Genomic DNA, 25,676 nt, shown 5'->3' with positions numbered 1-25,676 from the left:
CGTTATGAGTCTGGTTCAGGTGATTTGGTTTTAGCGAACAAACTGGAGATTATTGTGGGGTCAGTCCAAACGAACGTAATGAGATTAAGCACGTCGTCAGTGATCTTGTAAAGTGGATGTGAACGAAATGACTTTAGAATATGGCGTTATTCATAGCACCCCTGGTAGCGAACAAAAGACGGCTTATCGCGTTCTGGGTGAATTCTTTGCCACTCATCCGGGCTTCCCAACAACCCGCGCTTTGCGCACCCAAACTGTCAAAGGGATGAACATCGGAGAGGTGCGTAACATCACCAAAACTCTCGGCGATGGCAGTAAGCACAATTTCCGTTTCATCGCGCGTGAAAGCACTCACGAGATTCCTGATAGCATGGACATTGAGCGCATCGCGTTGCTGATTGCTGGCAACCCTGAAAACCCCGTGTATGGCGCTTATTTCGCATTCCCTAGAGGAAATGAGGTTCGCTCTTACATGATCGCCAGAAAGAATCAGAAATCAGAGGGTGGAAAGAAAAAGATTAAGGTTGTCGATATTGCCCGTGAACTGGTTATGGGTTGCCGCGATTTTGATTTGCCGCTTGTCGTCGATCGGCAGTTAGAAGAACGCGTTCAGCTCCTTTTGCCTAAGAATGCAACGGTGAATATTGTTTATCCTGGGCTGGAAAATATGCTGTCTATTACGGCAAAAGGACTGGCAAGCAAGCCCGATTTTGCTCTCTATAACCGTAATTTTAACCAGCCAAACGGCGATATCCTTCGCACTTATTTAACCCGTCTCGTTGGCAAAAAATTCAAGCATGAGCGCAATCGTGTTGCAATGGCGTTGCTCTTTGGCCAGAAGACATTTAGTGTCCTGGCAACCTACATGGAAGGGCTGATGCCGGTGGTAAAAGCTGAGCCAAAAGCCGATATTGTAAAGCCTGTCTTTGAAACAGTTAAACCTGAGCCGGAAAGCATCATTCCTGAGCTCAAAATCGTTACGCCGGATCCGGTTGTTGTTGAGCTCACAGCAGAAGAACGCCGTGCCAAAGAGCTGATGGCCAGAAAGGAATGGTCGGCGTTGATTCGTAATTCCAATAGCCTGCATATGCGTAGCGCAGGGCATGAATCTTTACGCCAGGATGTTGAGACAATGGAACGCCGTAAACGCGTGGAGGCGATAAGTCAGCTTCCAACCGTCACAATGCACATTCCAGCCGCGCTGATTGAGATTTTCAAAGACTTTCTGGACGAGCGCCTGCGCCAGAATCCGCACATGCCAAAGCCACCTATTGATGAGTTTTTGGCGATGCGTCAGGCTAAGAAAGAAAATCGCCAGCAGGCCGTGCCAGCGCCATCAGAAACAACTATCCCAGCAAAACCGCCAGTCACTGTCCCTAAGCGTTTACTACTTTTAACAGCAGCGGATATTGAGCTGGTGGGAAAAAACAAACAAGTTACAACCACACAGCGTGATCCGCGTATTCAAAAACAATTCAGAACCTTTGTTTTCCGCAATTTTGGCAACCGTTGCGCCATAACTGACAAAAAGCTGAATGGGCATCTTCATGCTGCGCATATTGAGGACGCTATTCATGGTTGCTACAACGCCAGTAATGGGATCCTAATGTCGCCAACTTTCCACACGCTGTTTGACCGTAAGCAGATGGGCATCAACCCCGAAACTATGACTGTTCATTTCGCTCCTGGCATCGAATGGGAGGAATATGAATGCAAAGTAATCAATCCGCTGGTATGGGCGCTGGACAAAGAGCGTCTGGCGGTTCGTTGGCAGGAATTCATTCAATTTCATGAAGTGACAAATGATAAGTTTGCTTAAAACAAGGGGAAATTCGTCTACTGGCGTGCACATGCTCCAGCGCAGCGGTAAGCTCTACCGCTTCCGATGTAATCGTGACACGTTAAAACGTTTTACATCAGTGGATATGAAGCCTGAATTCTGGAATTTGTTCGGTGAAGATGGCGATGCAGTTTTCATATCAGAACTGTACCGCTCGATTGAAGAAGGCGCAGAAGCCCTTTGTGAATTCATCGAAAAAGTATGCGGCATCAAATGTCGATTTAGAGAGTAATTAACATGCACTACATACCCTGGCGCGTCATTTTCTTCTTCATTATTCCCGCCGTTCTCATCCTATGGAAAGTGCTTCCGTGGGCTCATGCGAAAGGCTGGGGCTTCATCACAAAAACCATCTTCAATACCGTTATTCTCGGCTGTTGTTTTTCCGCTGCGCCATTCAGCCTTGTTGTTATGGATCATGTTGCGTTATGGCTACTGAGCGATAGTAAGGATTCCGACGATATGATGAAGGTTGATTACATGAAAGGGCTGATACCACGCGATATTGAGCGTGCCATGAACATTAATCACTTTTATTTATGGCAAATGGCGCTGCTAGCAGGCGTGGTGCTGACGCTGATTTATATGGCTCACCTGGCACTGAAAAAACGTGGCAAGTCTTGGACGAATCTCTGAGAAGCCGTGAGATATGAAAGGTCTGATTTATAGCGAGCTCGTTAAACCGAAGCCTAAGCCCCTAAACACCACACCGGCAATATCAATGCCGGAATGTGAAGGTATTGCCCGCACGCTGACTGAGAACGCGATCCCCCTTGGTGTAACCGTCACCATGCAGCAATTCAACAAAACAGCAGGCGAACTGTATATGACGTGCATGATGGGCGGCAGTGATGGCCACCAGCATAAAAAGACCGTGCCGGCCTGGATTAAGTACAACGGAGGGACATACCTGGACGCATACAAGCAGGGTTATGCGATCGGAGAGCAGCGTTGAGCAAATTAAATGCAGGGGTTTTGCTGATATTTGTGTTAAGTAATTCTGCATACGCGCAATACAACCAGCCCGAAGTTGTACGGAAATTGTTTGTCGGTGAGCAAACTGAGTATCCTGCTTTGTTGTTGATGAATGAATGTCAGCATTTATCGGGGGGGGATCCCGCAACTCACCTGGATGGGAATGCTTTCAAGCCAGAACGCGGCAGTAACCATAAATATTTTATTAAATGTGACTGGAGGCTAGGTGATGGAACGGGAGCTTTTGAAACTTGGAGCATTTCGCCGACACCTACCGGGGCTATGGTCATCCAGCATTTATCCGGTTATTGGGGTGCTGGTGAATCTACCGCTCATATTTCCAATTCATCTCGCAACCGTGAAATCGCACAGCAGATGCTCGATCGGCTGGCGGCATTGAGCACAAAATGACTTATAACCCTCAAACTGATGCTATGAACCCGCGCCAACTCTATAAGCAAATTATCTGGTGGGCGCAGATTCATCCCGTTGCATCAGATTGCTATGGTGAAAACCATCATGTAATCCAGTGTGTTATTTTCCACCGCATTAACCGCCTCTATCTGGAGGACTTAACGGTTCGCGTAACAGCCTGGCAGGCTGTCTATGCCATGATGCTGGATAAACGCGGAAGGAAGGGGAGGGGGCGTCAAGATATAATTGATGGCGTAACACCTGAAATGTATAACCTTGCCAAAGAGCAGGCCATGACCCTGCGCAGTGCCGATCCGGTTTGGATTGAGCACAATCGGAAAGGATTGGCAAAGCGCCAGGCAAATGGTCATGCCGATAAGTTGGCAGCAGCTCAGGAGCTGCGCTGGCGGCGCAAAGGTGAGCGTGAGCGTATGGGGGGAATATTACAGGCCTCAATGACAGCCGAAACATTAGCCCGGCGTGAAGCTACGATGCGCGAGAAATACCATTCAGATCCGGAATGGACGGCGAAACGTATGGCGAAAGTGAATGATGCCTGGGGCAGGCCGCTGATTACTATCCGACTTAGTGATGGCTATCAACAATATTGGCCTTTAGTCGCCGATGCCAATCGTGCATTTGGCATTCAAAATGGAAAATTCACGATGGTGGCTAATGGTAAAAGGCGCTCTGCCGGTGGGTATGGTGCACGCTACGCTACACCTGAAGAAATAGCTGCAGGTAAGCCCCTGAATATCGTCGAGGTGCGGAAGGTAAAAACAAAAAGCAGGCCGGTTATCAGAATCGCCAATGATGGGACGGAAACCTTATTTGATACTGTACCGATTGCAGTAGTTGCAACGCCAGGAGCATCGTCTTCTAAAATTTGTCTGGTCTGTAAAGGCAAGCGTGAAACCAATGCTGGCTATCGCTGGCGATATAGCGAATAACAGCAGTTAGTGGTCTGACTAATACAATCACCCAGATCATTCGCAAAAAATGCATCCGGTCGCGTTTTTCACATCCGGTGAAAGGTGATCTCTCCGGTCAAGGCCAGTAACCACAAGGGCTGACAAGGTTGGATCATTTTTTGTATTGGTTTTACAAGGACTGTCATGCGGATCATTTTGGAAAATGATCCACTAATATGGATAGCGTAATCACCTCTTAACTTTATGATTTATTAGGGTTAAACATTGTTGTTGCTAATCGAGATAAAGAGCGTTTATCAACTTTTACGTGCGACAATTCATACTCATATTGCATGCGGACCCATTGCTCGGCAGTGCCACCCAGGACATAACTTAATCGTACCGCTGTTTCTGATGTGATCCGGGAACTGCCAGATACCAAGTAATGACATGCAGATAAACTCATATTCATTGCTCTAGCGAAAGCGGTCAGTGTGATGTCGTGTAGAGTAAGAATCCCCCTGATTCTTTCTGCAGGAATATTACTGTGAAGACACTCATTCCCCTGCATCCAGCGAGAAACAGACCGCAGTCCTTTACGCTTTGCTTGTCGGACGCGTTCGTACGCATAGTTTGTCGGCATGGTTCTTATCTCCAGCTTTCAATGTGATCAGGTGAGTTCCTTTAACCATTTTAACCTGCCAGATCCGAATACTGGCTAGTGGCCTTAGCAATTTCCCCCTTCTATTAGTTTCTTTTTCCTGTAACGCTGAATTTATGCCAGTGACATCGCAGGAAATCATAGAGTATCAGGATCAGTGTGGCACTCATGCCCTGGACACTATAAGCACACCAGATTATCGGCAGGCGCTACGCACGGACAGCTTAGCTCAAGCCATCATCTATTACCGGGAACACTTTGCGCTGAGCCCATCTTTTATTGCCCGTAATATTCGCCGGACTTGTAAGACGTTGATGGGAGAAGCGGCTATCGCTAAAGACCTGCGTGATCGCATTCAGAACCATGTTCTTCAGGATGTAAGTTCTAAGCACTATGACCTTTATGATTACCTGGTTGAGAAGCGTAAGGCTCTTGAACTGTGTCAATCGCGAGTGAACAACTACCAGCAACATCAAGAAAACAATGTTGTGAATCTGTTTGGGCAGAGATAAAGGGTTAATTAAAGCAGGTCTCTGGATTTACTGGCGAGACCGACGATCTGCGCCAGTTTTCGGTTACGTTTAAGTTGTAGCTTGATTTCCAGAATTGGCGTGCCGGTTTCAATAGCTGTTGAGCTGGCAACAGATCGATAGATTTGTGCTTGGGTTACTTGATGCCGTGTCTCGGTTTTTTAATTAGGGGTCGCCTGACAAAAGAGAAGTTCTAGCGCCGATTAAAATAAACTAATTTCGCGACATGGCTACTTTTTGTAAAGTTTGTTAGGTTAGTTCATCTTTATAAATACAGTAACGCTTTAATACATAATACATCCTAAATGATTTCTCTGCGAACTATATGCTAAGTATCTATTCTAACTATTAGTTTTATTTTCAAATAAACTAAAAAAATGCTGTTTCACAATAAATGTTCATGATTTTGACTGTTAACTCTAAACTGTTTCATAGGGTATGGTTATAGTGATTATGATTTTTGTTGGTTATCAATAAGAATTGCTTGAGTATTATTTTTTTTCACAAATTGAACGGATTCACACAAGTTGAAAAAATTGATTTGCATCATTCTTGATGAGTTACCATAGTGTTATTTTGAATTTATTTTTTAACAAAACATATGGTTTTAGTGTTGAAGGCTGATTAGGTTTCATTGCTTAGACGTGTGTTTTTTACAGACACAGAGATGTTTTAAATGAATAATGTTTTCAAAGTTATCTGGAGTGTTAGTAATTCATGTTTCGTTGTGGTTTCAGAGCTTACGAAAAATAAGTGTTCCACAGTCGTTTGCTCAAATAAAAAAATAGACTCTAGTTCTTTGCTTTCTACATTTAAAATAAATTCTGTTGCATTGTCTATTTCATTATTTGTTTCAAATGCGCAGCCTATTTATGCGGTCACTCTAGATATTCCTATTTTCTCACCTGTTATTAATAGTAACGGAGTGGGTCAGGCAACTATTGGGAATAGCCAGGTTGTTGATCTTGTCACAGGTTTAAATGGCTTTGGTAGTATTTCTCCTGGAAACTCTGGCTTTGTGCAAATGAGTATTAGTGATGCTGAAAAGAATGGTTATATACTTCCAGGTAGCGCTGATATTAATTTTTCCTCCATTAATTTTGGTGGGCATACGAAAGATGTGAGTTATACGGACCCAATTACAGGTGCGACAAAAACAGTATCAGTCTACGAAAACGATAATTTTTCTAGCCAGGCTGTGAGTGATGTGATTGTAACAATAAACACTCCAGTGGGAAATCAGCAATATAAAGATATGCGATTGGCATCGGTTAGTGCCGGAGGGACATTAAATATCGATGTCGGAACTAAGGATGCAACATGGGTTAGTAACGCTCAAAATAATTTTTTTGCTATAACTAAAGAATCCCGTATTTTTGATGTTGGTAGTCAAGTTTCTGATACTAGTGATGCAGTGCTGAACTACAATTCAAAGACGATTGTCCGAAGCGGCAATGTAATGAATTCTTTTCCACCCGCAGGTAATTTCTATCAATTTAACTCCATTAGTTATACGGGGAGTTTCAACAGCGCTATCGGTGATTATACTGTTAATTCACTGAGTGATTTGCAAAGCTATAACTCGGCATTAATTGATGCGATTAAATCAGGCGCTTTATCACCCGAGCAATATGATACTCAGTTTGCAAAAGCCTACAAAATCTCAGCAAATAATACTATTCAGTTTACCACTGGGATCTCGGCGGGAGATAACATACTTGGTGTTGCAAACAGAGATGTTAACTCATTTATAAATGCACATGGTGCTCGCTCGATAGTTAACATCGCCAGCGATGCCAATATTCAAGCGGTATTTAGCGATACCAGTGTTGTCAGTTTAACAGATGGGGCAACACTCAATAATGATGGTACATTAGGCGTGGCAGATGGTGCTGCTGGTGGCGATTATATTATCTCTGCTCGTGATAGTATTGTAAATAATAATGGCATTCTGGATGCAGGGACGAGCAAAGATATTGTGACTGCTTATCGTGGTGCTCACACTGCTATCTACGCAACAGGAACAACGCTAATAAATAGTACTGGTGTTATTAATGTGGCATCACGGCAAGATAGTTTCAATGCCACAGGTGTGTCGCTCGAGGATAATACCATATTCAATAACAGCACCAGCGGAGTTATGAACATTGCAACAGGTGGGGAGCCCACTATCGCATCAGACAATGTCTATACCTATGGTGTTTTTGTTCAAGGAAATGCTATAGCCAATAACGCAGGAAATATCTACATTGGCAGAACTGCTCAGTCTACCCATGGAGAAGCGACTAGTGATGTGAATGTTAAGCTTCCTGCGATTGGTATGTTTATCAAAAGCGGAACAATTAATAACACCGGAACGATAACTATAGGTAAGAATGTTGAAAATGCGATGGCGATTAAAGCCGATGGCACGAATCCTATCATTGTGAAGCAAGATGGTGTTATTGACATAAATGGTATCAAAACGGCACCAAATATCGGTGTGCTGGCAGATAATGGTGCCGCAGGGATTGTTAATAACGGAAAAATTAATCTGAATGGTTACAGTGCTGTTGGGATTAAGTTGTTAAACGGTAGCAAGGCAAGTAGCTCTGGGGAAATCAACATTACCAATGGTGATAACACATCATCATTAAAGAATTTTGGTGCATGGGTTGAGGGAAGTGGCTCAAATTTAATTTTAAGTGGTGAAGTAAATCTGAATGCGGATAAAGCTATAGGGTTACATGCTCGAAATGGTGGGAAAATAGATATAACTAATTCGGGTGCATTGGTCCTAAATAGTGGCAAAAATCAGATTGGATATTTTATCTATGGTGCTGGTTCAGAAATAAACAATGTATCAACCCAGCCACAGGATGTCTCAACCGAAGGTTCTACATTATATCGTATCGAGGGGGAGCAAACTTCAATAGTAATAATACTGGCAGCGCTCTTCTTAAAGCTTCTGGCGTTGACTCGTCGATAATACAGGTGACGGGTATTGGGAGCCAATTCACTTCATCGGGGGCACAGACACTGGAAATTACAGGTGACGGTGCGACAGGTGTAAGGGTTGAAGGTGGTGCCAGTGGCGAAATTACCTCTAACTCAACAATCATAAAAGTTGCGGGGAAAAATACGACAGCGGGGATCGTTGATGGTAACTACTACGATCTTGACGGGAATGTTATTGCAGGCCAAAAGGGCGATTCTGTCCTCACAAGCTACGCAAACCTTAATAGCAGTAATACTGCTGATGGTGCTTTTGGTTACATTGCACGCAATGGTGGGACGTTAAACCACAAAGGTTCAATCAACCTTGATCAAGCAGATAGCACAGGAGTCCTGGTATCTGGCGGGACTCTTAATAATGAAGGCGATATCAGTGTTAATGGCACTGCAGTCAATATTCAGGGTGCCGATTCAGTCGTCAATAACCAGGCAACCGTCAGTGCTGTCGACGGTAATGCTGCCTTCAACGTTGGCCAGGATGCAACGATGAATCTGACAGGCATGGGTACCACTCAGGCTGCGGGTACCGCCCATGGCATATTGTTATCCAGTGGCGCTAAAGGGCTGACTGTCAAGGATGCCACTATTGATATGGACAGCAATGGTACCGGGAGTGCTATCGAAAACCTGGCCAATATTTCGAATATCCAGCTTACCAATACGAAAATCAATGTCGGTAATGGTGTGGGTATTCACACAGGAGCCTCACTCGCTAAAACCAATTCGGGGACTATTAATGTAACCGGAAGTGGCACTGGTATCCTGTTTGAAAATATCGTGAACGGATCACAAACAGATCAGGTTCTCGATATGTCTGATTCAAAAAATTTGTTTATTAACGTGGAACATGCTGCGGGTAAAGGCATTGTGAGCAATGCATCGACCGACCTTAAAACGGGCGTTAGTATAAACGTACTGGACAGTAATGGTGGCGCGGCATTAACGGTTAAAGGGTCTACCCAGAAGGTTGAGCAGTCTGGAGTGCTGATTTCCAAATCAACAACTGCCTCTGTTGTTGATATTAACAATGGCTCTGTTAATACTTTCGTAAACAGCGGTGACATTAAGGCGACTGATAACAGTAGTATTGCTATAGAAACCAATAACGGTAGCGGTTTACAGTTCACAAATGCCAGGGGTGCAAACATTCGAGGGCAGGTAAACCTACTAAAAGGAAATAATCAGGTCACTCTGGAATCGGGGAGTACAGGTACTGATTTCACAACAAGCAGCGGTAAAGATGTTTTCCTGCTGACGGATGTAAAATCCACTGAAGACAAAATTTTCAATTCTATAAACGGTGGAGCTGGCGACGATACTTTGCGTTTGCAGAATGCGGAGTATGTTCTGGATCGCGCAGATGCGATTACGGGTATTGAACATATTGATTTAACGTCAGGTTCTACTCTCACCTTAGATAAAGTAAATCTTGCTTTAGGTGATATGGGTAATGATGCCATCAGTACTGGTTATAACATTGATACTACCAGCCGTCTGGAACTTAAATCTTCTTCTGATCTGGCATTTAATAGTCATATCACGGGCAATGGAACCGTGTTTGTTGATGCCAATAATAGTCAGTTTGATTTCACTTCAAACAACATGGTCAATGGTTTCAGTGGCTCCCTTGAGCTAACCAACAGCCGTTTTGAGCTTTCTGGTCTGAATACAGTGGCTTTAAGTCAGGCAACGCTAAATGTCGGGAATGGAAACGTTACACACATTGGAAACGGCGTGCAGCGCATTGGGGGACTCACCTTTAGCGGCGGTACCTTAGGCTTTGAAGGCGTTACGCCTGGAAATGGCTCATCTACAGGATCAATTCATTCTACGGAGATGAACCTACTTGGACGAGGTACTGTTCAGGTTGATTCAGGCAGCGTGAGTAATCACCATCCACTACCCGATACTCATCTGTCGATAATGGAACAGGATGATGAGAATTCCCTGATTAAGCTGGCAACTTCTGACTCCGCTGTTCAGGGAAGTGCAGGGAATCTCACTCTGGTCGACAAAAATGGAAATGTTATTACTGATGCTGTGAATATTGATATTGCGCAGCAGGGTAAAACAGTGGCTAAAGGGACATGGGATTACCGTCTTACCAGTGGTGACGATGCAGATGGCTTGTATATCAACTATGGTCTTACGCAGGTCAAACTCCTGGGGCAGGGCTCTGACTCCCTTGTACTGAATAGCTTCGGTAAGAATGGTCCAGCTAGTGACTTGAGTGCGAAAGTCACTGGCTCCGGCGATTTGCATATTGATACAGGAACGGGGGTGGTTTCACTCTCAAACCAGGATAACGACTACTCAGGGGAAACAGTAGTGCGTAATGGCACACTAGCTCTGGGGAATGATGGGGTATTGGGTAGAACTAACAATCTCCAGATAGAAAATGGCGCTAATATCGATATGCAAGGCCATAGCCAGAAAGTTGGAGCACTGAATACAGCATCAGGCAGCCATATATTACTTTCTGAAGGAAGTGAGTTATTTATTACTGACGCCTTACGAACAGCAGGCAATGCCGATGGCGGCACAATTGATTCCGATACGCTACGGGGTAGCGGTAGATTGATTATTGACCCGAGCGTAGTAACAGTAAACGGCGCAAACAAAGGTTTTACAGGAAATGTGTCGGTTGAAGGTGGTTCACAGGTCTTACTGAACGATACATCGGGTTTGGGGGATTTAGGCACTTTAACGCTCACTGCGGGAAATGATCGTCTGACCTTTGCCAAACAACCTGCCAGCGATACCGCTATTGTAGGTAATTTCAGTAAGCAACTGGCAGGTTCTGGCCAGATTGAGCTCAAGGATGATACCGATATTTCACTGACAGCGGATAACAGTGCGTTCAGTGGCGATTTTAAGGTGGAGAGTGGCAGTTATTTGAATGCCTATACTGCTAAAAACTTGGGTACAGCAAGTGTAACGAACAATGGGACTATGCGTCTGATAGCTATCTCAGACTGGCAATTGGTAAATACAATTACCGGTGCTGGAGATGTTGAGAAATTAGGTAATGCGGATCTTATTGTCGACCGGGAACTGGCTTACACCGGGAGCACTACTGTACAGGAAGGAAGATGGGTCCTCGGCAGTAATGAATCTGCTGCGGGCAAATTGTCGGGTAACGGTGAGGTTAATATTGCATCCGGTGCCACTCTTGGTGGCAATGGTGAAGTGACGGGAAGTGTATACAACAAGGGAACATTGGCCTCGCTGAATGCACTGACTGGCTATGAAAAACAAGCTAAAAGTACATTGAAGGTTGGCAGCCTCACTAATAGTGGTGAAATCAAACTGGCTGGTGGAATTGCAGGAAATACTCTCGTAGTGAATGGTAATTACGCTGGCGACAATGGTTTGCTATCACTAAATACCGTCTTGGGTAATGACAATTCCATAACAGACAAAATGGTTGTGAAGGGGGACACCTCTGGTAGCACGCGCGTTCAGGTCAGCAATATGGGAGGTTACGGAGCGCAGACCAACAATGGTATCCAGGTCGTGCAGGTTGATGGCAACTCAAATGGTCATTTCACCCTTCAGGGCCGTGCAGTCGCGGGGGCATACGACTACTTCCTGAATAAAGGAAAAGCCGATGGTAACTGGTATCTGCAGTCGCAGTTACTTGCTCCTGAGGATAATAAGCCAAAACCTGAAGATGCAAATAATTCTACAGCAGATAAGATCGTGCGCCCGGAAGCAAGTGCGTATACCGCAAACATCGCTGCTGCAAATACCATGTTTATCATGACATTGCATGATCGCCTCGGTGAGACGAACTACGTTGATGCTTTGACTGGTGAAGAGAAAGTCACCAGCATGTGGATGCGTAACACGGGCGGTCATAACCGATTCCGTGATAACAGTGGCCAATTGAAAACCCAGAGCAACCGTTATGTGATGCAACTGGGAGGAGACATTGCTGACTGGAGTTCAGAAAGTGGTAGTCGTACCCATCTTGGTCTAATGGCTGGTTATGGTAACAACAACAGTAAAACGCGTTCGTCAGTGACTCAATACCGTGCTGATGGCTCGGTTAACGGTTATAGCGTGGGTGTATACGGAACGTGGTTTGCCAATGAAGCTGAACATACCGGAGCGTATGTTGATACATGGATTCAGTACAACTGGTTCAACAATACCGTTAAGGGGGACGATCTGGCTCCTGAGTCCTATAAGTCGGATGGTTTCACCGCTTCAGCGGAAACGGGTTATACGTTTAAAACCGGTGAGTTCAAGGGCAGTAAAGGTACGACTAACACCTTGTATGTTCAACCGCAGGCTCAAGCTGTCTGGATGGGAGTTAAGGCCGATTCTCATACTGAAGCAAATGGGACGCGTGTGGGAATGGAAGGGGACGGTAATCTGATGACCCGCCTAGGTGTCAGGGCGTATATGAAAGGTCATAACCAAATGGACAATGGTAAAGATCGTGAGTTTGAGCCATTTGTCGAAGCAAACTGGATCCACAACACTAAAAACTTTGGTACTGCCTTAAATGGTGAGTTCTCTTCAATGACTGGAGCTAAAAATATTGCTGAAGTGAAAGTGGGTGTTGAAGGGAAAGTCAGCAATAACCTCAATGTTTGGGGGAATGTGGGTAACCAGATTGGCAGCAATGGTTATAGTGATAGTGCGGCTATGATTGGTGTGAAATACACTTTTTAAAGTGAAGCCTTTTTAAAAATTAGTATCTTGTAGCGAATGCCAGTCAGGAAACTGACTGGCATTTTCATTATAAACTTTTGGATGCAGGTCCCACTGTAAGTATCCCTGTAATCCGTACCATTCACTTTTAGAGATCTTCCGACATACTGATTATGTCACCTGTGGAGATCGCTATGCGTAAGATCCGATTCACCGAGCACCAGATCATCGCCGTTCTGAAGTCTGTCGAAGCCGGGCGCACCGTCAAAGATGTGTGTCGCGAGGCCGCTATTTCCGAAGCCAGCTACTACAACTGGAAGGCGAAATATGGCGGGATGGAAGCGGCTGATATTAAAAAAATCAAAGATCTTGAGGACGAGAATCGTCGTCTGAAGCAGATGTTTGCCGATCTGAGTCTGGAATGCCGGGCGCTGAAGGACGTTATCGAAAAAAGCTCTAAAACCAGCGATAAAGCGGGAGCTTGTCAGCTATCTGACTGCACAATTTTCCATGAGCATCCGCCAGGCATGCAGGACAGTTTCGCTGAGCAGGACGGTGTATTTTTATCAGCCCGATACCCGGCGTGATGAACCGGTGATCCTGGCGTTGACTGAACTGGCAGAACGCTATCCGCGATACGGATTTAAGAAGCTTTTTCAGGTGCTTCGTAGACAAGGGCTCGTCTGGAACCACAAACGCGTGCACCGTATTTACTGTCTGCTGAAACTGAATTTTCGTCGCAAGGGCAAACAACGTCTGCCGGTACGCAATCCGGCTCCGCTGGCCACGCCGGAGGCGCTGAACCAGAGCTGGTCCATCGATTTTATGCACGACGCACTGACATGTGGCCGACGTTTTCGGACTTTCAACGTCGTGGATGATTTTAACCGCGAGGCTCTGGCTATCGAAATTGACCTGAATATCCCGGCGCAGCGCGTCGTCCGTGTGCTGGACAGGATAGTGGCAAACCGTGGATATCCGCTAAAGATGCGGATGGATAATGGGCCGGAACTGATCTCACTGACTCTGGCGCAATGGGCTGAAGAGCATGGTGTGATGCTGGAATTTATCAAGCCGGGTAAGCCGACGCAGAACGCGTTTATCGAACGATTTAGCCGAACATACCGGACCGAAATACTAGATTTTTATCTGTTCAGAACGCTGAACGAAGCACGGGAAATAACGGAACGCTGGCTGAACGAATACAACAGTGAGCGGCCCCATGAATCCCTGAATAACCTGACACCGGAAGAGTACCGGCTGATGGCTGAGAAACCGGAAATCTCAAAAAGTGCGTGGAACTAAAATGGGTATGCTTACAATTACCTGACCCAAATTCAAAGCAAAGAAAAAGGACTTAGATGATTTCTCATCTAAGTCCTTGTTTTATTTGGTGGCCCCTGCTGGACTTGAACCAGCGACCAAGCGATTATGAGTCGCCTGCTCTAACCACTGAGCTAAGGGGCCGTGGCGCAGGATTATAATGTAACTTGGCGCTTCAATCCAGTGATTGCGTGACATCTGCTGTTTTTATAATCAAAGCCTAATCAAACTCTTATACTTTTCACTTCTGGTATTTTCGTGGGCAATAAGGCAAGGAACACAGATGGAAATTGTTTTCGTGCAGGCATAAAAAAGCCCTCACGAGGAGGGCTCTTTAGAAGGGCGATAAGATTAATCGTCCAGGAAGCTACGCAGTACTTCAGAACGGCTTGGGTGGCGCAGTTTGCGCAGTGCCTTCGCTTCAATCTGACGGATACGTTCACGGGTAACGTCGAACTGTTTACCCACTTCTTCCAGCGTGTGGTCGGTGTTCATATCGATACCGAAACGCATACGCAGAACTTTCGCTTCACGCGCTGTCAGGCCCGCAAGCACATCGTGAGTCGCATTACGCAGGCTCTCTGATGTTGCAGAGTCCAGTGGCAGCTCGAGGGTGGTATCCTCGATGAAATCACCCAGATGCGAATCTTCATCGTCGCCGATTGGCGTTTCCATGGAGATAGGCTCTTTAGCGATTTTCAGCACTTTACGGATTTTGTCTTCCGGCATCAGCATACGTTCAGCCAATTCTTCCGGGGTTGGCTCACGGCCCATCTCTTGCAGCATCTGGCGCGAAATACGGTTGAGTTTGTTGATTGTCTCAATCATATGCACTGGAATACGGATGGTACGTGCCTGGTCGGCGATAGAGCGTGTGATAGCCTGGCGAATCCACCATGTTGCATAAGTAGAGAACTTATAACCACGACGGTATTCAAACTTATCAACCGCTTTCATCAGGCCGATGTTGCCTTCCTGAATCAAGTCGAGGAATTGCAGACCACGGTTGGTGTATTTCTTGGCGATCGAAATAACCAGACGTAAGTTTGCTTCAACCATCTCTTTCTTCGCACGACGAGCTTTCGCTTCACCGATGGACATACGACGGTTGATATCTTTAACCTGCTCGATGGTCAGGCCGGTTTCTTCTTCAATCTGTTGCAGTTTCTGCAAGCTACGATGCACGTCATCAGAAACGTCATGCAGCTTCTCAGACCACGGCTTGTTCATTGCGATGGCTGCGTTGAACCAGGTTTCGCTGGTTTCGTTGCCGGTGAACAGTGTGATGAAGTTTTTCTTCGGCATTTTGCACTGTTCAACACACAATCTCATGATGAGGCGTTCTTGAGTACGAACGCGGTCCATCATGACGCGCATGCTGTTTACCAGGTAGTCGAATTGCTTCGGTACCAGGCGGAACTGTTTGAAGACTTCAGACAGTTGCTGAATCTCAGCGGCAGAATCCGCGTGAGCGCGGCCCTTTGCTTTAATCGTGTCGCGAGCTTTTTCGTACTGCGTACGCAGCTCACCAAATTTCTCACGCGCGAGTTCAGGGTCGATGCTGTTGTCATCGTCTGCGTCGTCGTCTTCATCTTCCTCATCGTCACTGTCACTGTTTTCTTCAGTAGTTAGCTCAGAACCAATGTGAGTGGCGGTAGGGGCAAGATCTTCTTCAGCATTCGGGTCAACAAAACCAGTGATCAAATCAGACAGACGAGCTTCTTCTGCTTCAACGCGGTCATACTGCTCAAGCAGATAAGTGATCGCTTCCGGATATTCGGCAACGGAGCACTGAACCTGGTTGATACCGTCTTCGATACGCTTAGCGATATCGATTTCACCCTCACGGGTTAACAGCTCAACGGTACCCATTTCACGCATGTACATGCGAACCGGGTCAGTAGTACGCCCGATCTCGGATTCTACGCTGGACAGTACTTGAGCGGCAGCTTCTTCCGCATCTTCGTCTGTGTTGTTTGAGTTTTCAGCAAGCAACAGGTCATCGGCGTCAGGTGCTTCTTCCATCACCTGAATGCCCATGTCATTGATCATTTGGATGATGTCTTCGATCTGATCAGAGTCGACGATATCTTCCGGCAGATGGTCATTGACCTCGGCATAGGTCAGATAGCCTTGCTCCTTGCCCTTGGTAACAAGAAGTTTAAGCTGTGACTGCGGGTTTTGCTCCATAAGACGGTATCCACACTTCAGTATTAGGGTTGGTGTCGGTCGGCGAAACCGCCAACAATAACGTAACGAGGGCTGACTTATTTTATTGCCGCTGCCCATCCTTGCGGCGTTCGGGTTTGACCCGATTAATGTTCGGCACTTAAGCCGATAAAATTTACTTTTTCGCGCGTGATTCTGTTATCACACGGACTTCCTCACGTTCCGCTGGGGTAAGCCCGGTAGTTCTGGAACGTGCCATCAATTCTTCAAACCTCAACTCCAGCACGGAATCAAACATATGTTCGAGTGCATCGTTGAACGTTTTTTCTGCAATGTCCTTATCTGCTATATCGTCCCATGAAGAGAGTTTTTCAAGGGTGGCAGCTTCATTTGTGCCGCGATATAGCTCTAAAAGCTGCCCGGTGGTTAAACCAGGTTGCGCCAGACAGGTGTTAACCAAGTCGATAAAGAGTTTCAACCCTGGCAACTTCGCCTGCTCCAGACCGCTAAGCGGTGGCACACTCGGTGCCAACTCCGGATTCTGCACCAACAGTCCTATCAGTATACGCATGGTTGTGCGTTTTAGCTGTGGAGCCGGGCGCGGGGTATTGCTTTCCGCAAGCTTTGGCATCAGCTTTTCAAGCTGGTTATCGTCCAAAATGCCCAGTTTGTTTCCCAGTTCCTGACGCAAATAAATGCGTAGTGTTTCACCAGGTACCTGACTAATCAGGGGTAATGCAAGAGTACTCAGTCGCGCACGGCCATCAGGTGAACTCAAATCAACCTGAGGCATCAGACTGTTAAAAAGAAACGTCGAAAGCGGTTGAGCATGTTCCATGCGCGCTTCAAATGCTTCTTTTCCTTCTTTACGCACCAGCGTGTCGGGATCTTCACCGTCAGGCAGGAACATAAAGCGCAACTGACGCCCATCCGTCATATAAGGTAGCGCAGTTTCCAGAGCACGCCATGCAGCGTCACGCCCTGCGCGATCCCCGTCATAACAACAGACAACGGTATCCGTCACCCGGAACAACAACTGGATATGGTCAGCGGTAGTTGAGGTGCCCAATGAAGCAACGGCGTACGATATGCCGTATTGCGCCAATGCCACCACATCCATGTAGCCTTCAACAACCAATAAACGCGCTGGTTCAGGCTGGCTTTGCTGTGCTTCATACAGGCCATAGAGCTGGCGGCCTTTATGGAAAATATCGGTTTCCGGGGAGTTTAGGTATTTAGGCTGGCCATCGCCCAGCACACGTCCACCAAAACCAATTACCCGGCCCCGTTTGTCGCGGATGGGGAACATCACCCTTTCGCGGAAACGGTCGTAACTGCGTCCCTGATCGTTAGTTACCAACATGCCTGCATCCGTCAGTGCTTGACGGTTTTCGCTATTGCCACCAAAACGCTTTAAGACGTTATCCCAGCCGGGAGGAGCATAGCCAATGGCGAAGTGTTGAATAACTTCGTTACTTAAACCACGCCGTTCCAGATACTTGCGCGCAGATTCAGCCGATTGTTGAGCCAGGGATTGCTGATAGAAGGCGTTCAGGCCATCCATCAATTGATAAAGACTTTGCCGTTGATGACGCTCAATCTGGCTCGGTCCGCTACCGACTTCGTAAGGCACTTCCAGATTGTGCATCGCTGATAATTCTTCAACGCTTTCGACAAACTCAAGCTTGTCATAGTTCATTAAAAAATCGATGGCGTTGCCGTGTGCCCCACAGCCGAAGCAATGGTAAAACTGTTTTTCACCGTTTACGGTGAAAGAGGGGTTTTTTCGTTATGGAACGGACAGCACGCATGATAGTTCTTGCCCTGCTTTTTGAGCTTAACACGCGCATCGATCAGATCGATGATGTCGGTGCGAGCCAGCAAGTCATTGATGAAAACACGTGGAATTCGTCCAGCCATAGGCCCCGTTTGGTACTCGCTTTCCTTCAGACATGCGATGTTGCAGCAGTACGAAAGAGCAGGAAGTATGTCAGTTCATGAACGAAAATAAGCCGCGCATTCCTTTCGGAAGCACGGCCTTTACAACTACTACAAGTCTGTTCCGGAGGTAGAAACCTCCAGGATACTAGTACAGACGAGTGCGGCGTGCGTTTTCGCGAGCCAGTTTCTTAGCGTGACGTTTCACAGCAGAAGCTTTAGCGCGTTTACGTTCAGTCGTTGGTTTTTCATAGAACTCACGACGACGAACTTCCGCCAGAACACCTGCTTTCTCACAAGAACGCTTGAAGCGACGCAGTGCTACGTCGAATGGCTCGTTTTCACGTACTTTAATTACCGGCATTAACTCTCACCTTTGATAAATTCGGTTTGCCGCTGACTGAGGCGTCAGCTATTTCAAAATGGTGCGGAATTTTACTGCAACTACTGCTGCTTTGTAAAGCACCGGACAACCAGAAACCTGGCTTTTAAGGCCGGAATCTTCCAGGGGTGCGGATTATACACCACCTACGCCCAGTATGTGAGCAAAGTTTTACAATAAGCGCTCATGGGCTTAAACTTCGCCGCAAGACTTTGAGGTAGAGAACGCCATGCGTGTACTGGGTATAGAAACATCCTGTGATGAAACCGGCATCGCCATTTACGACGATGAAAAGGGTTTGTTAGCCAATCAATTGTATAGTCAGGTGAAATTGCATGCTGACTACGGCGGCGTGGTGCCAGAGCTTGCTTCCCGTGACCATGTACGCAAAACCGTGCCATTGATCCAGGCGGCTCTTAAGGAGGCTGGATTAACAGCAAAAGATATTGATGGTGTTGCCTATACCGCCGGACCAGGGCTTGTAGGAGCACTGCTTGTAGGCGCAACAATTGGCCGTTCTCTGGCGTTCGCCTGGGATGTGCCCGCTGTGCCAGTGCATCACATGGAAGGGCATTTATTAGCCCCGATGCTGGAAGACAATCCGCCAGAGTTCCCGTTCGTGGCATTGCTGGTTTCCGGCGGCCATACGCAGCTGATTAGTGTGACGGGCATTGGCCAATACGAACTTCTGGGGGAGTCAATTGACGACGCCGCAGGTGAAGCTTTTGATAAGACTGCTAAACTATTGGGCCTGGATTATCCTGGTGGCCCAATGTTGTCAAAAATGGCTTCTGAAGGCACTGCGGGGCGTTTTACTTTCCCACGCCCGATGACTGACCGCCCTGGTCTTGATTTCAGTTTCTCTGGTCTGAAAACCTTTGCTGCGAACACTATTCGCGGCAACGAAGCAGATCCGCAAACGCGTGCCGATATCGCTTGTGCCTTTGAAGATGCGGTTGTCGATACCCTCGCAATCAAGTGCAAACGTGCGTTGGATCAAACTGGCTTTAAACGTCTGGTGATGGCTGGTGGCGTGAGTGCCAACCGTACACTGCGTGCGCGCATGGCAGAAATGATGACTAAACGCCGTGGCGAAGTCTTCTACGCTCGTCCTGAGTTTTGTACCGATAACGGTGCGATGATTGCCTACGCAGGTATGATTCGTTTGAAAGCAGGAACGGTTGGCGAATTAAGCGTTACAGTTCGCCCTCGCTGGCCATTGGCTGAGTTACCAGCGGCGTAAAAACTTTGCAGAATTAGTCGAGGAGGAGTGAGCAATCACTCCTTTTTTTTGTCTTTATTTTTGCGCAGTTTCTTCCAGATTTTGGTTTCTTGCCCGCGCCATAACCGCTGAATATTGTCGTGGTGGCGCATTAAAATCAGACATGAAAGCATGGCTACCGGGAAGGTGAACTGCGGTTTAAACCACCAGACGTAGAACGGTGCAATCAGTGCGCTGATAATCGCACCCACTGACGAATAACCGCTGAGTAAAACGCTCAGCAGCCAGGTTCCTGCCATCACGCCGGTTAAGTCCCAGCCGATAGGGGCAATGGCACCAAAAGCTGTTGCAACGCCTTTACCACCGTGGAAATTAAAGAAAACCGGCCAGATATGACCAAGACAGGCAGCGATGGCGATAAGCCCCAGCCAGAATGGTGTTACGCCCAGAGCGTATGCCGCCCAGACGGGCAACATCCCTTTGAGAACGTCAAAAATCAGTACCGCTACGGCTGCGCCTTTACCGCCAATACGTAAGACATTGGTCGCACCCGGATTGCCAGAACCATTTTGCCGCGGATCAGGAAGACCCGCGATTCGGCAGACCAGGATGGCACTAGAAATTGAGCCGCAAAGATACGCAAGAAGGATCATGCCAGGCGCGATTGCACTCATAACGCTGTTCCATTTTGAAAGTGTCGTTGTATTCTCTGCATCTGTGGATAATACGCATATTTCGCCGGAAGTGGTATCTGGCGTGACTAAAAACCGGGCAGGGCGTGATGGACATTGTATTTATAGAGCAACTTACTGTAATCACCACGATTGGTGTTTATGACTGGGAACAAACGATCTCCCAGAAGCTGGTATTCGATATCGAAATGGCATGGGATAACCGCCAGGCCGCCAGCAGCGATGATGTAAACGATTGTTTAAGCTATGCCGATGTTAGCGAAGCAGTGATAAGCCATGTTTCTGGTGGTCGCTTTGCATTGGTAGAACGCGTTGCTGAAGAGGTTGCGCAATTGCTACTAACTCGCTTTAACTCACCATGGGTCAGGTTAAAAGTCAGCAAGCCAGGTGCTGTGGCACAGGCCGCGAATGTTGGTGTGGTGATTGAGCGTGGCGTTAATCTTAAACTCAGTAAATAGGTTCATCATAGTTAAACCAAAAGTAGGTAACCTGGTCTTAACTGTGATCTTTCGCGGCAAATGCCGCTTTTTTAACGTTTGTTTTTGGGGTTAGAGGATTTTTTTAATGAGCGATCTGCACTCGTTGGTTATTGCCGCGATTCTTGGTGTTGTCGAGGGGTTAACGGAGTTTTTACCCGTCTCGTCCACCGGCCATATGATTATTGTTGGTCATCTTCTGGGATTTGAAGGTGATACCGCGAAAACATTTGAAGTGGTAATCCAGCTTGGTTCGATCTTAGCTGTTGTGGTGATGTTCTGGCGTCGCCTGTTTGGCTTGATTGGCATTCATTTTGGCCGCCAGCCGCACGAAGGCACTGGAACAGGGCGTTTATCGCTGATCCATATCTTGCTGGGTATGGTGCCTGCTGTGGTTCTGGGGCTGGTATTCCACGATGCCATTAAATCACTCTTTAACCCTATAAACGTCATGTACGCATTAGTCGTCGGCGGCGTATTGCTGATTGTGGCGGAAGTGTTCAAACCTAAAGTTCCGCGTGCAGAAGGCGTGGATGACATGACTTATCGGCAGGCGTTTGCGATCGGTTGTTTCCAGTGTTTAGCTTTGTGGCCGGGTTTCTCTCGTTCCGGTGCGACTATATCTGGTGGCATGCTGATGGGCGTTAGCCGTTATGCAGCGTCTGAGTTCTCCTTCCTGCTGGCGGTGCCTATGATGATGGGTGCCACGGTGCTGGATGTGTATAAGAGCATCGGTTTCCTAACCATGGCTGATTTGCCAATGTTTGCCGTTGGTTTTATTACCGCATTTATCGTTGCGTTGATTGCGATTAAAACCTTCCTGCAAATTATTAAACGTATTTCGTTTATTCCTTTTGCAATTTATCGTTTTGCTGTTGCCGCAGTGGTGTATTTCGTATTCTTCTAAAGTTTTCCACTCACTAATAAAAAAGCCACTCATGTTGAGTGGCTTTTTGTTTGGCGTCTTCGTTTGTGGCAGATATCCATCAGCTAGCGGATGGCAAAGGCGTGGCCAAACCTGCTTCTTTTTTCCATGCTTCCACGGCGGCAATACGGCGGCGCGTTAATTCATCGCGAATCGCCGGGCCGCTGAAACCATCATCAATCACTTCTTTGTTGGTGACGCTTTGCGCCGCATTCCATGCCGCGCGCAGCAACCTGCCTTGCGGGTAATCACTGGCTTCAAAACCAGTGCGCCCGCGGGCATCGGCTTCGCTAGTGAGCGCCACTTGTTCAACACGCTGCGGTTTGCGCCACGCGTCGATGGCATCGAATAATTTGATGATGGTTTTCGGTTGCAGGATAGCAATCGTATGAATCAGATCGTGATATTCGGCAACTAGTTTGGCGAGGTCACGAATTTCATTCGGCACACGCATGCGCTGGCATAACCGTTCGACAAGTTTTACCCCTGCTGGGCCATGCCCATGGTGACGCGGCCAGAACTCTTTTGGCGTGAGCCCTTTACCAAGATCGTGACACAGCGTGGCAAAGCGCACGTCAACTTCCGGGCTGAGCTGAGCGGCAATCGACAGCGTCATCAGTACGTGAATGCCGGTGTCGATTTCCGGATGCCACTTTTCAGGGGCAGGCACACCGAACAGCGCGTCGATTTCCGGGAACAGGACTTTCAGCGCACCGCATTTGCGCAGCACATCGAAATAAACTTGTGGGTTACGGCTGGTGAGGGCGTTTTCAGTCTCTTTCCAGACGCGTTCCGGTGTGAGGTGCTCAAGTTCGCCGTTAGCTGCCATCGCGGACATCAGCGCCTGAGTTTCCGGGGCAATCTGGAAATTGAGATGAGCGTAGCGTGCTGCAAAGCGCGCTACGCGTAAAACGCGTAGGGGATCTTCATTGAAAGCTGGCGACACATGGCGTAGAAGGCGTTTTTCGATATCGGCACGTCCGTTATACGGATCGATAAATTCGCCGCGTTCGTCCTGGGCAATCGCGTTGATGGTCAAATCGCGGCGCAACAAGTCCTGCTCAAGCGTGACATCAGGCGCGGCATAGCAGGTAAAACCCGTGTAACCCTGGCCTGATTTGCGCTCAGTACGCGCGAGTGCATATTCTTCACGTGATTTAGGGTGCAGAAACACCGGGAAATCTTTCCCAACCTGCTGGTAACCAGCATCAAGCATCTCTTGCGGTGTTGCACCAACAACCACCCAATCTTTATCTTTGACCGGTAATCTCAACAACCCATCACGTACTGCACCACCGACCAGATAAATCTTCACGCTTTAATGCCCCTGCATCCAATTACGATAATACGTAAGTGTAGGATACAGGGTTGCAGATTAGTTCATCCAGCGATCTTTCTTCTTGCGGCTTGGGATCATGTGCGGCAGTAACAGGCCGAGCAGCAGACCGAAACCAGCGACACCGCCGCCATACATAAACCACTGCATGATGATGGCACGTTGCTTGTCATCCAACTGAACATTCGCGGCATCGACTTTCTTCTTTGCGACGATCAACTGGTTTTTAAGTTGTTGATTTTCTTCTTTAAGACCGGTAATTACGCTGTCGCTCTGCGCGACTTTCTGCTGCATTTCAGCCGTGCGCTGATTCCAGGTGGTATCGATATTTGTGAGCTTGTCAGTCAGTGTCTTAACCTGGTTTTCCAGGTCCGGCACACGCGTACGCAGGCTTGGATTGGTGCTCAGTTGCGCCAATGGGATCCAGGAGGTACGGCCATTACTGTCGCGCACCTGGCCATACTTAGTTTCTTCATTGCTTTGCAGCAAGGTCACTTCTTCGCCCGCATTTACGGTGCCAAGCAAGCGGTAATTATCCCCAGGACCACTACGCACCCAAGTGTTCAATTCGTCAGATACATAACGTTTTTCATCGGCATGGGCCACTACGGAAACGCTAAGGGAGAGCAAAGTAAGGCAAATTAGGCGGAATTTGTGCATGATTTCGTCGTTATTGTCATAAATAGTGGAACGATAGTAGTGGCATCAGTCTGACGGCGCAATCCGTAAACCTGAATGAGAATCATCCTGGTGTGAATTTGACCAATTGCTCACAGCTTATGGCTCGTCAAAATGCGCGCCACTCATGGTAATTTGGCGAAAAATATTATCTACTGACCGCTATTGTGAGACTAAGTTCGCCGGGCGTTAGCTCGATGTGACACAACTAAAAGTAAAAAGACGATGACTCAGGAAATCGAACTCAAATTTATCGTTAATCCAGCTGAACTGGATTCTCTTCGTAACACATTAAATTCGCTGGAAAGCCAGCATAGCGAACCTCGTCAGTTGCTCAACATCTATTATGAAACTGCCGACAACCAGTTGCGCCGTCATGATATGGGTTTACGCATCCGTGGCGATAATGGCCGCTATGAAATGACGATGAAAATCGCAGGCCGTGTCACTGGCGGACTGCACCAGCGGCCGGAATATAATGTTGAGCTTAGCAAGGCTGAGCTTGACCTGTCGCTGCTGCCAAAGGAAGTCTGGCCCGAGGGCCTTTCCCCGGACGATTTGCAATCCCAGTTAAACCCACTTTTCAGCACTGATTTTGCCCGTGAAAAATGGGTGGTAACGCACGGCAAAAGCCGTATCGAATTGGCGCTGGATCTCGGAGAAGTGAAAGCGGGTGAACTGTCTGAAGCACTGTGCGAGCTGGAACTGGAATTACTCGAAGGCGAAACTGCAGACGTTTTAGTTTTTGCGAAGCAACTGATTACTCATCCGGGTTTACGCCAGGGCAGCCTGAGCAAAGCCGCGCGTGGATACCATCTGGTGCAGGGAAATATGGAAAGAGAGATTAAGCCGTTAACGGTATTACGCGTTCCCCCGAAAGCGACGGTTGAACAAGGACTGGAAGGTTCACTGGAACTGGCGCTTAGCCATTGGCAATACCACGAAGAGCTGTGGTTGCGTGGCAACGGCAAGGCGAAAGCACAGGTTCTGGAAGCGGTTGGCCTTGTGCGCTATGCGCTGGCGCTGTTCGGCGGCATTATTCCACGCAAGGCGAGCACGCAAGTTCGCGAACTGACCGCAACTTACGAAACGATGCTGGCTTCAGACCTTAAAGCGCAGGAACTGGCTTTTAGTGCGGAAAGCAGTCAGGCCAAACTGGCGCTGACTGAGTGGCTGGTAGGCCGTCAATGGCAGAAATTCACCGACGAAAAAGCTAACGTCAAACTGGCCGGTTCGTTTAAGCGCTTTGCGGATACCCATCTTTCGCGTCATGCCGCAGAACTGAAAGAAACTTTCCAGCGTCCATTGGGCGATAGCTATGCTGATCAGTTGCCGCGTCTGGCACGTGAAACTGGCTCCATTCGCCTGCTGGCAGGCGTTTATGACGATGCGAAAACGCAACCGTGGCTGGATAACTGGCAAGGGCTGCGTCACGCCATTGCGACGCGCCAACAGGTAGAAATCGAACATTTTCGTAATGAAGCTATTGCGCAGGCTCCTTTCTGGCTGCATAGCGGTAAGTAGTAACCACCGTTTCTAAGGGATACG

At 47.5% G+C, this 25,676-nt stretch carries 19 protein-coding genes, 1 tRNA gene and 2 pseudogenes; 14 read left to right on the top strand and 8 right to left on the bottom strand.

The window, feature by feature from the left end:
• The first annotated feature begins 112 nt into the window (after positions 1-112).
• The 6 genes from AC0IXI_RS20315 to AC0IXI_RS20290 are packed head-to-tail and all read left to right on the top strand — an operon-like array spanning position 113 to position 4,179.
• Entirely contained in the window at positions 113-1,819 is a 1,707-nt protein-coding gene (locus tag AC0IXI_RS20315; RefSeq protein WP_471683000.1) for an HNH endonuclease, read from the top strand.
• Positions 1,820-1,850: 31 nt separating this feature from the next.
• On the top strand, positions 1,851-2,072 hold the full coding sequence (locus AC0IXI_RS20310; RefSeq protein ID WP_471682999.1) for a hypothetical protein: 222 nt from the start codon (positions 1,851-1,853) through the stop codon (positions 2,070-2,072).
• 5 nt (positions 2,073-2,077) lie between these two features.
• Positions 2,078-2,476 (top strand): hypothetical protein, encoded by a 399-nt coding sequence (locus tag AC0IXI_RS20305; RefSeq protein WP_471682998.1) that lies wholly within the window; start codon positions 2,078-2,080, stop codon positions 2,474-2,476.
• A 13-nt stretch (positions 2,477-2,489) separates the two neighbouring features.
• Positions 2,490-2,795: a hypothetical protein gene (locus AC0IXI_RS20300; RefSeq protein ID WP_471682997.1), complete on the top strand. Its 306-nt coding sequence runs from the start codon at positions 2,490-2,492 to the stop codon at positions 2,793-2,795.
• A complete protein-coding gene (locus AC0IXI_RS20295; protein WP_471682996.1) occupies positions 2,792-3,226 on the top strand; it encodes a hypothetical protein in 435 nt (144 codons plus the stop codon). The genes AC0IXI_RS20300 and AC0IXI_RS20295 overlap by 4 nt, the downstream gene beginning before the upstream one ends.
• A complete protein-coding gene (locus tag AC0IXI_RS20290; protein WP_471682995.1) occupies positions 3,223-4,179 on the top strand; it encodes a hypothetical protein in 957 nt (318 codons plus the stop codon). Before AC0IXI_RS20295 ends, AC0IXI_RS20290 begins: the two co-directional genes overlap by 4 nt.
• A gap of 223 nt (positions 4,180-4,402) precedes the next feature.
• Here AC0IXI_RS20290 and AC0IXI_RS20285 read toward each other — a convergent pair whose 3' ends face one another.
• Positions 4,403-4,711 (bottom strand): HigA family addiction module antitoxin, encoded by a 309-nt coding sequence (locus AC0IXI_RS20285; protein WP_471683256.1) that lies wholly within the window; start codon positions 4,709-4,711, stop codon positions 4,403-4,405.
• 290 nt (positions 4,712-5,001) lie between these two features.
• On the opposite strand from AC0IXI_RS20285, the pseudogene AC0IXI_RS20280 reads away from it, so the two are divergent.
• From AC0IXI_RS20280 to AC0IXI_RS20265, 4 genes and pseudogenes are all read left to right on the top strand, one after another.
• Positions 5,002-5,313: pseudogene (locus tag AC0IXI_RS20280) on the top strand (site-specific integrase); the annotation flags it as partial.
• A 694-nt stretch (positions 5,314-6,007) separates the two neighbouring features.
• The gene (locus tag AC0IXI_RS20275; RefSeq protein ID WP_471682994.1) at positions 6,008-8,299 is read left to right on the top strand and encodes an ESPR-type extended signal peptide-containing protein; all 2,292 of its coding nucleotides are present in this window, start codon (positions 6,008-6,010) and stop codon (positions 8,297-8,299) included.
• A gap of 5 nt (positions 8,300-8,304) precedes the next feature.
• Positions 8,305-13,008 carry an autotransporter outer membrane beta-barrel domain-containing protein gene (locus tag AC0IXI_RS20270; protein WP_471682993.1) on the top strand — a complete coding sequence of 1,568 codons (4,704 nt, stop codon included), beginning with the start codon at positions 8,305-8,307 and terminating at the stop codon, positions 13,006-13,008.
• A 173-nt stretch (positions 13,009-13,181) separates the two neighbouring features.
• A protein-coding gene (locus tag AC0IXI_RS20265; protein ID WP_471682992.1) for an IS3 family transposase occupies positions 13,182-14,292 on the top strand; the annotation gives its coding sequence in 2 pieces (ribosomal slippage) (positions 13,182-13,435 and positions 13,434-14,292; 1,113 coding nt in all).
• An 86-nt stretch (positions 14,293-14,378) separates the two neighbouring features.
• Here AC0IXI_RS20265 and AC0IXI_RS20260 read toward each other — a convergent pair.
• The 4 genes and pseudogenes from AC0IXI_RS20260 to rpsU form a co-directional block, all read right to left on the bottom strand.
• Positions 14,379-14,454: transfer RNA gene (locus AC0IXI_RS20260), tRNA-Ile, on the bottom strand.
• Positions 14,455-14,661: 207 nt separating this feature from the next.
• Positions 14,662-16,500 carry an RNA polymerase sigma factor RpoD gene (gene rpoD, locus AC0IXI_RS20255; protein ID WP_064516046.1) on the bottom strand — a complete coding sequence of 613 codons (1,839 nt, stop codon included), beginning with the start codon at positions 16,498-16,500 and terminating at the stop codon, positions 14,662-14,664.
• Positions 16,501-16,654: 154 nt separating this feature from the next.
• Positions 16,655-18,399 (bottom strand): annotated as a pseudogene (gene dnaG / locus AC0IXI_RS20250) (DNA primase).
• A 166-nt stretch (positions 18,400-18,565) separates the two neighbouring features.
• The gene (rpsU, locus tag AC0IXI_RS20245) at positions 18,566-18,781 is read right to left on the bottom strand and encodes a 30S ribosomal protein S21 (RefSeq protein WP_001144069.1); all 216 of its coding nucleotides are present in this window, start codon (positions 18,779-18,781) and stop codon (positions 18,566-18,568) included.
• Positions 18,782-19,028: 247 nt separating this feature from the next.
• Between rpsU and tsaD the strand changes: the two genes are divergently transcribed.
• Positions 19,029-20,042 (top strand): tRNA (adenosine(37)-N6)-threonylcarbamoyltransferase complex transferase subunit TsaD, encoded by a 1,014-nt coding sequence (tsaD, locus tag AC0IXI_RS20240; protein ID WP_064516052.1) that lies wholly within the window; start codon positions 19,029-19,031, stop codon positions 20,040-20,042.
• A 35-nt stretch (positions 20,043-20,077) separates the two neighbouring features.
• Here tsaD and plsY read toward each other — a convergent pair whose 3' ends face one another.
• Positions 20,078-20,695 (bottom strand): glycerol-3-phosphate 1-O-acyltransferase PlsY, encoded by a 618-nt coding sequence (gene plsY / locus AC0IXI_RS20235; protein WP_422569141.1) that lies wholly within the window; start codon positions 20,693-20,695, stop codon positions 20,078-20,080.
• Positions 20,696-20,802: 107 nt separating this feature from the next.
• Here plsY and folB point away from each other — a divergent pair, with 107 nt between their 5' ends.
• Both folB and bacA read left to right on the top strand, forming a co-directional pair.
• Positions 20,803-21,171, top strand: coding sequence for a bifunctional dihydroneopterin aldolase/7,8-dihydroneopterin epimerase (gene folB, locus AC0IXI_RS20230; protein ID WP_064516056.1), 369 nt, complete (start codon positions 20,803-20,805; stop codon positions 21,169-21,171).
• 106 nt (positions 21,172-21,277) lie between these two features.
• A complete protein-coding gene (gene bacA / locus AC0IXI_RS20225; protein ID WP_064516058.1) occupies positions 21,278-22,096 on the top strand; it encodes an undecaprenyl-diphosphate phosphatase in 819 nt (272 codons plus the stop codon).
• Between the two features lie 79 nt (positions 22,097-22,175).
• On the opposite strand, the gene AC0IXI_RS20220 is transcribed toward bacA, so the two are convergent.
• Together AC0IXI_RS20220 and AC0IXI_RS20215 are read right to left on the bottom strand one after the other, a co-directional pair.
• Positions 22,176-23,429 (bottom strand): multifunctional CCA addition/repair protein, encoded by a 1,254-nt coding sequence (locus AC0IXI_RS20220; RefSeq protein ID WP_471682991.1) that lies wholly within the window; start codon positions 23,427-23,429, stop codon positions 22,176-22,178.
• A gap of 60 nt (positions 23,430-23,489) precedes the next feature.
• Positions 23,490-24,110, bottom strand: coding sequence for a TIGR04211 family SH3 domain-containing protein (locus AC0IXI_RS20215; protein WP_064516062.1), 621 nt, complete (start codon positions 24,108-24,110; stop codon positions 23,490-23,492).
• 243 nt (positions 24,111-24,353) lie between these two features.
• Here AC0IXI_RS20215 and AC0IXI_RS20210 point away from each other — a divergent pair, with 243 nt between their 5' ends.
• On the top strand, positions 24,354-25,652 hold the full coding sequence (locus tag AC0IXI_RS20210) for a CYTH domain-containing protein (protein ID WP_471682990.1): 1,299 nt from the start codon (positions 24,354-24,356) through the stop codon (positions 25,650-25,652).
• Positions 25,653-25,676 lie beyond the last annotated feature (24 nt).

The sequence above is a fragment of the Buttiauxella sp. AC038 genome (assembly GCF_979253565.1).
This window is presented reverse-complemented; position numbering and strand designations above follow the sequence as displayed.

What these genes read in the sequence shown, in the direction of transcription:
- rpsU (WP_001144069.1), bottom strand. Translation starts at nt 18,781, where the DNA reads ATGCCGGTAATTAAAGTACGTGAAAACGAGCCATTCGACGTAGCACTG.
- bacA (WP_064516058.1), top strand. Translation starts at nt 21,278, where the DNA reads ATGAGCGATCTGCACTCGTTGGTTATTGCCGCGATTCTTGGTGTTGTC.
- tsaD (WP_064516052.1), top strand. Translation starts at nt 19,029, where the DNA reads ATGCGTGTACTGGGTATAGAAACATCCTGTGATGAAACCGGCATCGCC.
- AC0IXI_RS20215 (WP_064516062.1), bottom strand. Translation starts at nt 24,110, where the DNA reads ATGCACAAATTCCGCCTAATTTGCCTTACTTTGCTCTCCCTTAGCGTT.
- rpoD (WP_064516046.1), bottom strand. Translation starts at nt 16,500, where the DNA reads ATGGAGCAAAACCCGCAGTCACAGCTTAAACTTCTTGTTACCAAGGGC.
- AC0IXI_RS20290 (WP_471682995.1), top strand. Translation starts at nt 3,223, where the DNA reads ATGACTTATAACCCTCAAACTGATGCTATGAACCCGCGCCAACTCTAT.
- AC0IXI_RS20300 (WP_471682997.1), top strand. Translation starts at nt 2,490, where the DNA reads ATGAAAGGTCTGATTTATAGCGAGCTCGTTAAACCGAAGCCTAAGCCC.
- AC0IXI_RS20305 (WP_471682998.1), top strand. Translation starts at nt 2,078, where the DNA reads ATGCACTACATACCCTGGCGCGTCATTTTCTTCTTCATTATTCCCGCC.
- AC0IXI_RS20285 (WP_471683256.1), bottom strand. Translation starts at nt 4,711, where the DNA reads ATGCAGGGGAATGAGTGTCTTCACAGTAATATTCCTGCAGAAAGAATC.
- AC0IXI_RS20310 (WP_471682999.1), top strand. Translation starts at nt 1,851, where the DNA reads ATGCTCCAGCGCAGCGGTAAGCTCTACCGCTTCCGATGTAATCGTGAC.
- folB (WP_064516056.1), top strand. Translation starts at nt 20,803, where the DNA reads ATGGACATTGTATTTATAGAGCAACTTACTGTAATCACCACGATTGGT.
- plsY (WP_422569141.1), bottom strand. Translation starts at nt 20,695, where the DNA reads ATGAGTGCAATCGCGCCTGGCATGATCCTTCTTGCGTATCTTTGCGGC.
- AC0IXI_RS20275 (WP_471682994.1), top strand. Translation starts at nt 6,008, where the DNA reads ATGAATAATGTTTTCAAAGTTATCTGGAGTGTTAGTAATTCATGTTTC.
- AC0IXI_RS20210 (WP_471682990.1), top strand. Translation starts at nt 24,354, where the DNA reads ATGACTCAGGAAATCGAACTCAAATTTATCGTTAATCCAGCTGAACTG.